This is a genomic window from Marinobacterium litorale DSM 23545 (assembly GCF_000428985.1).
Taxonomy (GTDB): domain Bacteria; phylum Pseudomonadota; class Gammaproteobacteria; order Pseudomonadales; family Balneatricaceae; genus Marinobacterium_D; species Marinobacterium_D litorale.
In genome coordinates this window covers 1-12,209 of record NZ_AUAZ01000008.1, presented here as the reverse complement: position 1 = coordinate 12,209, position 12,209 = coordinate 1, and the positions used below count along the sequence as shown (strand labels likewise).

At 54.2% G+C, this 12,209-nt stretch carries 14 protein-coding genes; 6 read left to right on the top strand and 8 right to left on the bottom strand.

Annotation, left to right across the window (positions count from 1 at the left end; all coding sequences use genetic code 11):
- Nucleotides 1-92 precede the first annotated feature (92 nt).
- Both G403_RS0108390 and G403_RS0108385 read left to right on the top strand, forming a co-directional pair.
- A complete protein-coding gene (locus G403_RS0108390) occupies nt 93-1,826 on the top strand; it encodes a PHA/PHB synthase family protein (protein WP_027853591.1) in 1,734 nt (577 codons plus the stop codon).
- A gap of 214 nt (nt 1,827-2,040) precedes the next feature.
- Entirely contained in the window at nt 2,041-2,232 is a 192-nt protein-coding gene (locus G403_RS0108385) for a PA3496 family putative envelope integrity protein (RefSeq protein ID WP_027853590.1), read from the top strand.
- An 80-nt stretch (nt 2,233-2,312) separates the two neighbouring features.
- On the opposite strand, the gene G403_RS0108380 is transcribed toward G403_RS0108385, so the two are convergent.
- From G403_RS0108380 to ectA, 4 genes are read right to left on the bottom strand one after another with little or no spacing between them, the layout of a single operon-like run.
- Nucleotides 2,313-3,773, bottom strand: a complete 1,461-nt coding sequence (locus G403_RS0108380) for an aspartate kinase (protein WP_036233096.1) — start codon at nt 3,771-3,773, stop codon at nt 2,313-2,315.
- On the bottom strand, nt 3,766-4,173 hold the full coding sequence (locus G403_RS0108375; RefSeq protein WP_027853588.1) for an ectoine synthase: 408 nt from the start codon (nt 4,171-4,173) through the stop codon (nt 3,766-3,768). The genes G403_RS0108380 and G403_RS0108375 overlap by 8 nt, the downstream gene beginning before the upstream one ends.
- Before the next feature lie 25 nt (nt 4,174-4,198).
- Complete coding sequence (ectB, locus tag G403_RS0108370; protein WP_027853587.1) at nt 4,199-5,473, bottom strand: diaminobutyrate--2-oxoglutarate transaminase; 1,275 nt, start codon at nt 5,471-5,473, stop codon at nt 4,199-4,201.
- A 31-nt stretch (nt 5,474-5,504) separates the two neighbouring features.
- A complete protein-coding gene (gene ectA, locus G403_RS0108365; RefSeq protein ID WP_027853586.1) occupies nt 5,505-6,026 on the bottom strand; it encodes a diaminobutyrate acetyltransferase in 522 nt (173 codons plus the stop codon).
- A gap of 282 nt (nt 6,027-6,308) precedes the next feature.
- Here ectA and G403_RS0108360 point away from each other — a divergent pair, with 282 nt between their 5' ends.
- Nucleotides 6,309-6,788 (top strand): MarR family winged helix-turn-helix transcriptional regulator, encoded by a 480-nt coding sequence (locus G403_RS0108360; RefSeq protein ID WP_027853585.1) that lies wholly within the window; start codon nt 6,309-6,311, stop codon nt 6,786-6,788.
- Between the two features lie 9 nt (nt 6,789-6,797).
- Here the strand turns inward: G403_RS0108360 and G403_RS22675 are convergent, their stop codons facing one another.
- Nucleotides 6,798-7,553: a GGDEF domain-containing protein gene (locus tag G403_RS22675; protein WP_051298742.1), complete on the bottom strand. Its 756-nt coding sequence runs from the start codon at nt 7,551-7,553 to the stop codon at nt 6,798-6,800.
- A 181-nt stretch (nt 7,554-7,734) separates the two neighbouring features.
- On the opposite strand from G403_RS22675, the gene hisC reads away from it, so the two are divergent.
- Both hisC and rarD read left to right on the top strand, forming a co-directional pair.
- Entirely contained in the window at nt 7,735-8,814 is a 1,080-nt protein-coding gene (hisC, locus tag G403_RS0108350) for a histidinol-phosphate transaminase (protein WP_027853584.1), read from the top strand.
- A 25-nt stretch (nt 8,815-8,839) separates the two neighbouring features.
- Nucleotides 8,840-9,733, top strand: coding sequence for an EamA family transporter RarD (gene rarD, locus G403_RS0108345; protein ID WP_027853583.1), 894 nt, complete (start codon nt 8,840-8,842; stop codon nt 9,731-9,733).
- On the opposite strand, the gene G403_RS0108340 is transcribed toward rarD, so the two are convergent.
- From G403_RS0108340 to G403_RS22665, 3 genes are all read right to left on the bottom strand, one after another.
- The gene (locus tag G403_RS0108340) at nt 9,726-10,628 is read right to left on the bottom strand and encodes a GGDEF domain-containing protein (RefSeq protein WP_027853582.1); all 903 of its coding nucleotides are present in this window, start codon (nt 10,626-10,628) and stop codon (nt 9,726-9,728) included. The two genes, rarD and G403_RS0108340, sit on opposite strands and share 8 nt — an antisense overlap.
- A 90-nt stretch (nt 10,629-10,718) precedes the next feature.
- A complete protein-coding gene (locus G403_RS22670) occupies nt 10,719-11,342 on the bottom strand; it encodes a CBS domain-containing protein (RefSeq protein ID WP_156899664.1) in 624 nt (207 codons plus the stop codon).
- Nucleotides 11,343-11,454: 112 nt separating this feature from the next.
- Nucleotides 11,455-11,763: a c-type cytochrome gene (locus G403_RS22665; protein WP_211232662.1), complete on the bottom strand. Its 309-nt coding sequence runs from the start codon at nt 11,761-11,763 to the stop codon at nt 11,455-11,457.
- A 235-nt stretch (nt 11,764-11,998) separates the two neighbouring features.
- Between G403_RS22665 and G403_RS24910 the strand changes: the two genes are divergently transcribed.
- Nucleotides 11,999-12,209: DUF4372 domain-containing protein (locus tag G403_RS24910; protein ID WP_156899663.1), on the top strand; the 211-nt coding region annotated here is incomplete at its 3' end.

The following is a 12,209-nucleotide window of genomic DNA, read 5'->3' as shown; positions in this document are numbered from 1 at the left end:
GTTTCGAGAGACAATCGGTTTTTCTCAGGCGTCTGACTTTATACGTTGCATTTGATTGCCGCAGGCGCAAAAACCGCAAGGAGACAAGCTGCATGACGCAACCCAACTTCACTGAGCTCAAAAACAGCATCGACCGGGTGATGCACGCTTTCGAGGGGCGATTTACGCAGGGCATTTCGCCGGCATCGCTCGCGCTTGCCTATGCGGACTGGCTGATACATGTGGGCCACTCGCCGGGCAAGATGAACGAGCTGCTGGAAAACCTGACCCGCAAGCAGCAGGCCTATCTGGTCTGGAGTATCCGTGCCGCCATCGACCCCGAAACTCCGCCCCTGATACAGCCGCTGGAGCAGGACCGACGCTTTAATGATCCGGCCTGGCAGACTTTTCCATACAATGTGATTGCCGAAGGCTTCCTGATGCACGAGCAGTGGTGGCACTATGCAACCACCGGTATCCCGGGCGTGGCCAAACACCATGAGAACGTGGTCTCGTTCGCCGCTCGCCAGTGGCTGGATATGCTTTCACCAACCAACTTTCCTCTGACCAATCCGAAGATTATCAACCGGGCCATCGAAACCAACGGCGAGAGTGTATTCAAAGGGCTGAGCAACCTGATGGAGGATGTTCAGGCACAGATGCTGGGTAGCGAGCGTCATTGTGAGGAACACTGCGTCGGCAAAAACCTGGCCGTAACCAAGGGCGAGGTTGTCTATCGCAACCGGCTGATCGAGCTCATTCAATACGCACCGACAACCCAGGAAGTTCATGCAGAGCCGGTCCTGATTATTCCAGCCTGGATCATGAAGTATTACATTCTCGACCTGTCCGAGCATAATTCCATGGTCAAGTACCTGGTGGATAAAGGCCACACCGTATTCATGATCTCATGGCACAACCCGGATGCCGATGATCGCGACCTGGCCATGAAGGATTATATCAATCGCGGTGTCCGGGATGCCCTCAAGGCGATCAACGCGATCGTCCCCGACCAAAAGGTCCATGCTGCCGGCTACTGCCTGGGCGGCACCCTTCTCGCGACAACGGCAGCGGCCATGGCCCGAGACGAGGATAACCGTCTCAAGAGCCTGTCGCTGTTTACCGCGCAGACCGACTTTACCGAAGCGGGCGAGCTGATGCTGTTCATCGACGAGAGCCAGCTCAGTTACATGGAAGATGTGATGTGGGATCGCGGTTATCTGGATACCAGCCAGATGGCCGGTGCATTCACACTGCTGCGTTCCTACGACCTGCTCTGGTCCCGTCTGGTCAGCGAATACCTGCTCGGGGAACGTCCACATATGAACGATCTGATGGCCTGGAACAGCGATTCCACTCGCATGCCCTACAAAATGCACACACAGTACCTGCGCAGCATGTTCCTGCGTAACGACCTGGCCAGCGGCCGTTTCATCGTTGACGACCGCCCGGTTTCGTTACGCGACATCCGTGTTCCGATCTTCTCCGTTGCCACGGAGAAAGACCATGTCGCCCCCTGGCGCTCGGTTTATAAACTGCACGGGCTGGTCAACACCGACCTGACGTTTATTTTAACCAGCGGCGGACACAATGCAGGTATTGTCAGCGAACCCGGCCATCCTCGCCGCGCTTATCGAATCGCCGAAAACAAGCCGGATGATAAGTATATCTCTGCCGACGAATGGCTAAACCGCTACAGCAAACAGACAGGCTCCTGGTGGGAACCCTGGAGTGACTGGCTTGAGCAGCACTCGAGCGGTCGCCAATCACCGCCAGCCATGGGCAACACGGAACAGGGATACGCGCCTCTGTGTCCTGCGCCCGGCACCTATGTATTTGAAAAATAATCAAAAGAAACAAGGGGTTGTAAATAGGCTTGCAGCCCCTTTTCAATGATAGCTTCAACCCGGCTTTTTTTTAAAAAACCATAGTAAAAATTAATTTTCTGCGACGAGAATTCTTGCCCTATATTCGCGCTTAAGAGGGGGACACCCCGCTCGGAGAGATTCCGTATGGCCAAGCCAGCGGAAGAGAGTCAACTCAAGTGTGAGATTACTGCCGATGGGCACTAAAATTCGTGTCGATCAGTCCTTGGACGACCTGGATGATTGGAGCGAGCAGCTCGCCGATGATAACGAAGTCGCGGAAACCCGCCTGCGTTACAACGGCAAACGCCGCCGTCAGATTGAAGACCTGATGGAAGAACGCGCGTTAGCACGTCAGCTTAGCGATGTGTATGACGAGCGGATCTAAGATCCGGTACTGAACGGCAATCGGCCCGACGATGCAAATCGCCGGGCCGATCTGTTTCAGGTGCGTGTAGTCCGCGCAGGTTACGCCGCGCAGATCACGTCACCGTGCTCCTCACGCTCAATCAAGGCGTGATGCATGGCGCGTACGGCTTTTTCGTAGTCCTCTTCACGGACTATCGCCTGCATCTCCACCTGGCGAACAGACTGATGGAGCGCCTGTACACTGATGTCAGCACCGGACAGAGCGGATACCGTGCGGGCCAGAATACCCGGTACCTTCATATCAGAACCGATGGCCGAAACAATCGCTACCCGGTGTAGCTGAACCTCAGCGCCGGCATACTTCTCACCGATCAAACGCACAGCCCGGTTAATGATCTTACGGGTCCCGGACAGATAGTACGTTTGACTGTTTGCATCGGAGTCACGGCTGATCACGTAAACCTTCAGCTCACGCAGTAGCTGGAGAAGCTCAATCTCGTAGCCGATATCGCCCAGCATATCCTGGTCGAACACTTCCACCGCAAATACACCCTTACGGCCTGCAATGATCTCGACACAGGGTTCTGCGCTGCAATAGTCCTGGCTGATCAGAGTACCGGAGTGATCCGGCTCGAATGCGTTTTTAATACGCAGCTCGATCCCCTTCTCACGCAGTCCTTTCGCCGCTTTGGGATGAATCGCCTCCATACCCAGGTTGGACAGCTGATCGGCCACATCATAGTTGGTACGACCAATGGTCACGATGTTGTCCAGACCAACGATACTGGGGTCCGCCGTGCTCAGGTGGAACTCCTTATGAATTACCGCCTCACGGGCATTAGTCAGCGTCGCGATCTTACTGAACGTCATCTCGCTGTAGCCACGGTCAAACGTGCGCATCAGCCCCTGCTGACAATGCGTGTAACCAGTGACGATCGGCAGCTCTGTCGCCAGATCGATACCGTCCAGATGCGAACGCAGCATCTCTTCGAACGGCAGCGGTTCCGGCTCGTGCCAACCGCTGAGATCCACCAGACGGGCGTTGACACCGGCATCCTGCAACGCCAAAACGGTATTAAACGCACTGTGCGATTCACCAATTGCCGCCAGCATCTCACGTACACGCAGCAGGTGGTCCGTGAGCTGAAAGTGACCATAGCGGCACAGCTGCTGCAGGTTTTCCATGCAGCTGCGCGCACCTTCGATGCGCTCAGTGATAAAGGCATCGGCCTTTCTACAGGCAGCGCTATCACCGAACAGCGAGCGGTTCATCGCCAGCATCTCGTCACGGACCTTGTCCAACGATTCGTGCCAGCTTTGCTCCTGCTCACCGTTGGCGAACCGGCCGTACACGCCCGGCTCGCCACTCTTTTTGTGCTCCAGCAGGAGGTTTGTCATACCGCCATAGGCGGATACGACGAATATGCGCTGGTAGAGATCCTCACCGCTCCGGTCACCGATCAGGATGGTATCCATCAACTCGGCGAAACGGCTCATGGACGTTCCGCCAATCTTCTCGACACTATGACGGGCAGTTGCTGTGGTCTCTTCTTCAGGCATCGACAGACTCCGCTTCCAGGGGATACACCCCATTTTCATCATGAACTTCCTTGCCGTGCAGCGGCGGGTTGAAGGCGCAGGCTACCTGCATCCCTTCGGGGCCGCCACGCAGCAAATGACGATCATTTTTGTCCAGAATGTAAACTGTACCCGGCTCGATCTTATAGACCTTGCCATCCTCCAACGTTTCCACCTCGCCGGAACCGCTGATGCAGTAAACCGTTTCAAGGTGATTCTGGTACCAAATATGGGTCTCGGTATTGGGGTAAATATTCGTAATATGGAACGAGAACCCCATACCATCATCTTTCAGAGACAAACGGGTGCTATCCCATGTATTTGTTTCTGAGAAAATTTTGCGGCCATTTTCAGCGCACTCGGCCATTGTACGTACGATCATATCCGTGTCCTTCTGTAACTGTTGCTTAAGAGGCTTTCTGCTCGCGCTCAGCGGTCGCGTTGGCAAAAGCCTTATCCAGTACATTCAGACCGAAATCGATCTGTGCCATGGTAATGGTCAGAGGAACCAGGCATTTGACCACCTGATCATGTGCACCACTGGTCTCAATCACCAGGCCATTTTCGAAGGCTTCCTTGATGACCGCACCGGCCATATCGCCGTCTGGACATTCGATACCGCTCATCAGGCCACGGCCCTTGAGCTTCAGCGTCGCCGGACCGTAATGACGGATAATCTTCTCCAGACCATCACGCAGGTGGGCCGCCTTATGCTGCACCTCTTCGGCGAAGCTGTTATCTTTCCAGAACAGTTCAAACGCCTTCGCAGCCGTGACAAACGCCAGGTTATTACCCCGGAACGTACCGTTATGCTCACCGGGCGACCAAATATCCAGGTCCTTACGGTAGGTCACCACCGCAAACGGCAGACCATAGGCACTGAGTGACTTGGACAACGTCACGATATCCGGACGAATTCCCGCTTCCTCAAAGCTGAAGAAGCTACCTGTCCGGCCGCAGCCCGCCTGAATATCATCAACGATCAACAGCATGTCATGGCGACGACATACCGCTTCAAGATTGCGCAGCCATTCAGCGCTGGCTGCGTTGAGGCCACCCTCACCCTGAACCGTTTCGACAACCACTGCCGCCGGGTGGTCCAGACCGCTGCTCGGATCGTTCAGCAGCTTTTCAAAATACTCCGTAGTGTCAACACCTTCACCGAGGTAGCCGTCAAACGGCAGGCGGAACACATCGTTCAGTGAGGTTCCCATACCACCGCGGTGATGCTGGTTACCGGTCGCGGCGAGCGCACCGGCGCTACAGCCATGAAAACCGTTCGTAAAGGCAGCGATTGTGCTGCGTCCTTTTACTTTACGGGCCAGCTTCAGCGCGGCCTCAACAGCGTTGGTGCCGGTAGGGCCGGTAAACATCACCTTGAAATCTTCCATTTCACGAGGCTTTAAAATGTACTCGTGGAAGGTTTCCAGGAAACGCGCTTTGGCGCTGGACTGCATATCCAGTCCATGGGTGATCCCGTCAGAGCTGATGTACTCGACCAGCGCTTCTTTCAGCTCCGGGTTGTTGTGTCCATAGTTGAGGGTACCGGCACCGGCCAGAAAATCGATGTAGGTGCGGCCTTCCTCGGTAGTGAGCTCAGCCCCGCGGGCCTGGTTGAACACGACAGGGAACGAACGGCTATAGGAACGAACTTCTGATTCAACCTGCTCAAAAATACTCATTATAAACTCCTGCTTGAGTTAATTTCGTGCTTCAAGACGCCATCGCAACGGCCAGTTTGAACGGGCCTGCGCGATACAAAACTTCATCATCGTGGGCGCCATCGAAGTGGTCCTCACGCGCAAACTTCACGCTCTTTTCAACGGGAGCGCTAAGCGCGGAAAAGAAACGGGCAAACATCGCCTGAGACGCCTTGTTATCAGGCGTGATTGTCGTTTCAACATAGTGAACGCCCTCATCGGAGAGACGATCCACCAACGCCATCAGCATACGGTTACCCAACTTCTGACCCCGCGCTGACTTACAAACAGCAACCTGCCAGACAAACAGCGTATCGGGACGATTTGGCGGGATGTAGCCGGAGATGAACCCGACCATCTTGCCTTTCTCATCCACCGCTGCAATCGACGTGTCGGCGAAATCGCCACACTGCAGAAGGTTGCAATACATGGAGTTCGTATCGAGCGGGGGGCAGCGTTTGATCAGGTTGTACACCGCCGCGCCGTCACGGGACTCCGGTTTACGAAACTTGATCTTCATCTTGTTGGTATTCATAGCATCCTGAATATTTAGTGTTTCGATGGTTTTTATTCTAAAACATATCGCGATGCGTTAATCAACCACGACTTTTGTTCGCTTTTCGAAAGCATAGTGTAACACAGAAGCGCGCTTATTGTGGGGCATTGGGCGCATTACACCCTGATAACCTGTCAATTTAATTTGCTTAGCGTTACAATGGATTTAAATTTTAGAGACAGCTTTCTATTGCAAGGTGCTATGAATCAGGCTAAAAACCCCGCTATTCCAATAGATTCCTTTGAGAAGAACTGGGTAGATATGGCGAGAAGTCAGGACGTCTTGGTGTTGTTGCGCCAGATTATTCGCGTTACCGATATGCACGATAAGCAGCTCAGCCGCATCACCGGGCTGACAATGCCCCAGCTTATGACGATGCAGACATTGGACGCAGAAGGTGCAATCACCATCGGTGTGCTCGCACGCAAGATGAACCTGGCACAGGCTACCGTAACCAGTATTCTTGACCGACTGGAATTAAAGGGATTGGTCAGAAGGGAAAGAAGCCAGACAGACAAACGTAAAGTACTGGCCTGCCCGACACAGGCCGGCATTGAGTTACTTAAATCCGCTCCGACGACGCTTCAAGATCGCTTTATCGATCAATTTGACCACCTGCCGGACTGGGAGCAATCGATGATTGTGGCCTCCCTACAGCATATATCCGGGCTACTCAACGCCGATCAGATTGATGCGGCTCCCATGCTGGATATCGGAGCCCTGGATCGCCCGATACAGTAAGCCGAAAGCTTAAGGTGACGACTGACCCTCCGGGTCAGGCCCTTTTACCCGATTTCTTCCCTGACGTTTCGCCCAGTACAAGCGCTCATCAGCTCGCTGCATCAAGGCGGCAAAGCTTTCCCCAGGACGTAACTGAGAAACACCGAAACTGGCCGTGACGCACTGATCAAGTCCAAAGCTGGCCGACTCGATGGCAGACCTCAGGCGCTCTGCAAGCTCAGTGGCACCTGAACCCGGCGTTTCCGTGGTGATCACCATAAACTCTTCGCCCCCGGTACGGGCCAACAGGTCCAGATCCCGTATCCGCCCCGCAGCGAGCCGTGTACACAGGCGCAAAACCTGATCACCGACCGGATGTCCATAGATGTCGTTGATATCCTTAAAATGGTCGATATCAAACAGAATGATCGACAGCTCCCGCCGATAGCGATGTGCGCGGCGAACCTCGTGCGAGAGCAACTCCATGGCCCGGCGTCGATTGAGAATTCCGGTCAACGCGTCGGTATTGGCCTCCTCCACGAGATGGCGGATCTCGCGCAATCTTCGATACGCAAAGATAGCCAAGTACAGAGGCCCCACCACCAGAACGCTGAGCATCAACTCATCCAGCTGATAAACATCCACCTGTTGTGACCACAGGTACAGCGCCTCGCTGAGGTTGAGCTCGGAGGCGAGTAGAAAAACAGCCACAAACAGAAGCAGCGCAAGAATCAGCTCGCTGGCAAACCGTCTTACATCGAGATACTTATGCTTGAATCGAGGCAACCTTAATTGTCCATTATCAGAGACAAGAGTCATGTTATTCTAACAGCGTCCAACGACAGGAATACAGGACCTGTTTTCCGTCTGCGCCTGTATCCACTATAGCCCCATCTCGCATGGCGCGGGGGGATCTGATATTCTTCTGCGCTTGTTTCCATTTGTAATTGCCAGGCATACGAACACCATGAGCAAATTCTGGAGTCCCGCCATCCAGTCGCTGGTTCCCTATACTCCGGGCGAGCAGCCGCGTGTCGCGAATCTCACCAAGCTCAACACCAACGAGAACCCCTACCCGCCTGCTCCGGGCGTGTCGGCAGTCTTACGAGCGTTCGACTACGATCGACTGCGACTCTACCCGGACCCCGATGCGACCCCTCTGAAAGCAGCCCTGGCAGCGCATTTTGGACTCACTCGCTCGCAGGTTTTTATTGGCAACGGCTCTGACGAAGTACTGGCTCTGGCATTTATGGCATTTTTCCGCCAGAACAAGCCCCTGCTGATGCCTGAGACGACATACAGTTTCTACGATGTCTATGCCAACCTGTATGGCATTGAACATCGGAAAGTCCCTCTGGATGATGAATTCCAAATCTGCCTGGATGATTACAGCACCGATAACGGCGGCATTATCTTTGCGAACCCCAACGCACCGACCGGTATTGCCCTGGGAATCGATGACATTGAAAAGCTGCTCAAGCGCAATCAGAACAGCCTCGTGCTGGTTGATGAAGCCTATGTCGACTTCGGCGCCGCCAGCGCAGCAACCCTGGTTGAGCAGTACCCCAACCTGCTGGTCGTACAGACATTCTCCAAATCGCGCTCGCTCGCCGGGCTGCGCATAGGATATGCACTGGGACACGCTGATCTGATCGATGGTCTGGAGCGAGTCAAAAACAGCTTTAACTCCTATCCGATGGATATGCTGGCAATTGAGGCGGGCTGCGCTGCGCTGGCAGATGAAAGCTACTTTCGTGCCACCTGCGATCAAGTCATGGCAACTCGGGACCACAGCGCCCAGGAGCTGGCAGAGCTCGGCTTCATCTGCCTGCCATCAAGTACCAACTTTCTGTTCGTGCGTCACCGCTATCTGGAAGCAGCCGAGTTAATGGGCTACCTGAGAACCCACAATATTTTGGTGCGCCACTTCAGCCGACCCGACATTGCGAACTATCTGCGCATCACAGTGGGAACTGATGACCAGATGGCGCTGCTGATCAGCACCCTTGAGAAGCACCCAGACATCCAACGCCTGCCCGTGAGCTAAGGACAGCATTCACTCCGGAGACACGATGCCCATTTCCGCCAAAGGCGTGGCCCATGCGCTCGTTGCCTACAGCATTTGGGGCGGTTTTGGGCTTTATTTCCACCTGCTTGCGTCTGTGCCCGCCATTGAGGTTTTGGCCCACCGCATTATCTGGAGCGCGCTGTTCGTTTTTGGCGTGTTGTTGCTGCGCGGACAACTCCAGAGCTGTATTGAGCTATTAAAAGCACCGAGTAAGCTTAAGCGCCTGCTGATCAGCTCTATCTTGATTAGTCTGAACTGGGGCATTTATATCTGGGCGGTCTCTCAGGCACAGGTTGTGGAAGCAAGCCTGGGGTACTACCTGACGCCACTGGTAAGCGTCATGCTTGGCGTTTTGATTCTGAAAGAGAAAATCAGCCCACACCAGCTGGCAGCGCTGGTAACCGCCACTGTCGGCGTCGGCTATCGCATCTACTGTGAAGGCGGAATCCCCTGGATCGCGTTGGCACTGCCGTTCGTATTCGGCTTGTACGGGCTGGCACGCAAACAGGTTGATGTGGAACCGCTACCGGGCTTACTGGTTGAAACAGCACTGGTTCTGCCGCTGGCACTGGCCACATTCAGCTGGTTTGAACTTGGCAACGCAGAGGGCGGCTACTTTACCACCCACCCTCTACTCCTGATTGGCGCAGGCGTACTGACCGCCGTACCGCTGCTGGCGTTTGCATCTGCCGCCCGGCTGCTGCCGTTATCAATTCTGGGCTTTGCCAACTACCTCACACCCTCGATCCAGTTCGTAACGGCGATCACCCTGCTCGATGAGACGGTGGACACGGATACACTGATCAGTTTTATCCTGATTTGGATAGCCTTGGCGATCTTCAGCCGCGATCTTTACCAGAACCTGAAGCGTGAGCGCCAGTTAGAGAAACTCAGCTAGACTCACCCTCAACACGATTACCGCCACTGCTGCGAGCCACATAAAGATTCTCTTCAGCGCGCTTTAGCATATCCGCTGCCGTATCCTCGAGCCCCTGAAGCCCAGCTACACCCACACTGACCGTGCATTGCAGATCGCCCGTTGGATAGGGCATCTCCATCTCCTGGACCAGATTCCGCACGCGCTCACCGGCGGCCATGCCTTGGTCGTGGTTGGTTTCCGGCAGAAATAGAACCAACTGATCATCGCCATAGCGCGCTAAAAAGTCTGCGGTACGCTTCAGCTTATGAATACCGGTTACGATCTGCTGCAGTAGCTGATCACCGGCATCCCAACCCTGCTGGTCGTTGATCTTGCTGAAATCATCCACATCGATGAGTAAAACACTGCAGGTCCAGTCATAGCGCTGCGCCTGAGCCACGGTCTGCGCCATTACCGTCATTAAAGCGCGGCGGTTGTAAGCACCCGTTAAAGGATCCCGCTGGGCCTGATTGGTGACCTTCCGCTGTAACTTTTTGCGCTCATTTATATCCCGGGCACTCCAGATCACATCGCCAGCATTCGTGGCGACAAAGCGCGCTTCAAACCAAATCGGTTCACGCAAACCCGCCTCTTTCAAGGTCACCATATGTTCTGGACGAAACACGTACTCGACCGACTCGACATTTCCAGGTGTCGCTTGGGCGCGCTCAATTGTCGCTTGAACCTGAGTCAGCAGATCTGAAGGCAGAAGCTTATCCAGCCTCACACCTTTCAGCATCTCCGAATGCAACCAGGTTGATTCACCCGGATGACAGTACTCGACCTGTCCATCCACTAACACAATCACCATGTCCGCCGACGCTGACAGCAGTGCGTCGTACCGTTCCACCTGGCTCTCCAAGGGGTTTGCCATGCTTATTCTCCCGGGGCTAGAAGCAAAAAGCGCATGTCGGGCTCAAATGCCCGACTCCTTGTCCGAAAACTACCGGAAAACGCACAAAGATCAAAGTGTTGATGTCATTCGCGAAACCGACTTTCCGCTGTGTAGCGCGGACTCCAGGCCCGCAAATGAACCTGACTCCGCGATAACCGCGAAGTCCTGATTCAACGTCCGGCTTATGTTACTGGCAGAGATAATACCGCGAATTCGCTGAACACCCGCCAACCCCTGATCGACAACCAGCAGATGTTGACTGGAAGCCTGGGTCAGCGTCGACATCACCTGACCGATGCAAGCCCGCTCCACATCCGCGTAATCGATCACACGCGAATCCAGTACCGGAAGCATCAACTCACGCACCGTTAGTTGATCTCGACTGATACCGCTTTGTTGAATACAGCGAATGACACCATCACCGGTTAAATCCCTTGCGGCGATGATGCCGCAAAGCGCGGATTTTTCATCGATAGCAAAGAGCAATCTAACCTGTTGGCGTTTCATGAATGCGAGTGCGTGATCGACCTGACAGGACTGCTCAATACTCACCGGGGATGTGGTCAGAAAGTCTGTCATTACCAGCACAGCGGGTGAATAAAGATCTGGCGGTGACTGTTGATGCTCAGGCCGTAGCAGGTGGGGGACACTTTCGAGCCTGGCAAGAGGAAGCGCTGTAAATGAATTAGCCAAGGACGAGCTCCTTTTATTATGAGTTACTGCTCTCCTCCAGCATAGCAGGCATACATCACTTTCTCTGCCGGGAAAGGGAGCAATCTACATACTCCCCTGACAACCTGAAAACCTAGCGTACCCCCGCAGTTAATACCTCAATCGCCGCCTTCAGCTCATCCTCGGAGCAGCTCATACAGGTACCTTTCGGCGGCATTGCCCCCTTACCGGAGAGAACCGTAGACAACATACCGTCAGTACCCTTTGCCAAACGGGGCTCCCAGGCCGCCTTGTCATCGAGCTTGGGTGCACCGCCGACACCCGCGTCATGGCAGGCTTTACAGTGCTTGGCAACGATCTCCTCACCGGTTTGAGCTGACACGCCCTGCGCCACAAAAGACAGAGACAGAACCGCAGCTGCGGCTGTTATTGTTTTCATCATCGTTTATTCCTCTCCATAAGGCCGTCATACGCGGCAATATTCAACTGGCTATAACTTATAAGCCCCTCCCTGAACAGAGAATGACTCAGAGCAAGATTAGTCGCAATTAGCAGGCGAAAAAAAACCGGCCCCAATAGCACTGCTGTCCCATAAATAGCAGTAAATGAAAAAGCCTGAATCCGAGTGAGTAAAATGAGAGTGCGACCAAACACTCTACTCACAAAGGATTCAGGCTTTGTCTCATCATAACACCGCGTTTCATCAGTTGCTCCAGCCCTTGTCCAGACATGATTTCGAGCGAACGGCCCGTGAGCATCATGTAGGGCAAAAGCTCCGTTCTGCTTCACGCTGGGATCAGTTCATTGGCATTGCGATGTCCCAGATTTCTGGCCGACAAAGCCTTCGAGATATCGAGTCCAGCCTCGCCAGTCAGCGGCATAAGCTCT

Excerpts from the sequence above, each read along its gene's own strand:
- G403_RS0108390 (WP_027853591.1), top strand. The coding sequence starts at position 93 with ATGACGCAACCCAACTTCACTGAGCTCAAAAACAGCATCGACCGGGTG.
- G403_RS0108385 (WP_027853590.1), top strand. The coding sequence starts at position 2,041 with ATGGGCACTAAAATTCGTGTCGATCAGTCCTTGGACGACCTGGATGAT.
- G403_RS0108380 (WP_036233096.1), bottom strand. The coding sequence starts at position 3,773 with ATGCCTGAAGAAGAGACCACAGCAACTGCCCGTCATAGTGTCGAGAAG.
- G403_RS0108375 (WP_027853588.1), bottom strand. The coding sequence starts at position 4,173 with ATGATCGTACGTACAATGGCCGAGTGCGCTGAAAATGGCCGCAAAATT.
- ectB (WP_027853587.1), bottom strand. The coding sequence starts at position 5,473 with ATGAGTATTTTTGAGCAGGTTGAATCAGAAGTTCGTTCCTATAGCCGT.
- ectA (WP_027853586.1), bottom strand. The coding sequence starts at position 6,026 with ATGAATACCAACAAGATGAAGATCAAGTTTCGTAAACCGGAGTCCCGT.
- G403_RS0108360 (WP_027853585.1), top strand. The coding sequence starts at position 6,309 with ATGGCGAGAAGTCAGGACGTCTTGGTGTTGTTGCGCCAGATTATTCGC.
- hisC (WP_027853584.1), top strand. The coding sequence starts at position 7,735 with ATGAGCAAATTCTGGAGTCCCGCCATCCAGTCGCTGGTTCCCTATACT.
- rarD (WP_027853583.1), top strand. The coding sequence starts at position 8,840 with ATGCCCATTTCCGCCAAAGGCGTGGCCCATGCGCTCGTTGCCTACAGC.
- G403_RS0108340 (WP_027853582.1), bottom strand. The coding sequence starts at position 10,628 with ATGGCAAACCCCTTGGAGAGCCAGGTGGAACGGTACGACGCACTGCTG.
- G403_RS22665 (WP_211232662.1), bottom strand. The coding sequence starts at position 11,763 with ATGATGAAAACAATAACAGCCGCAGCTGCGGTTCTGTCTCTGTCTTTT.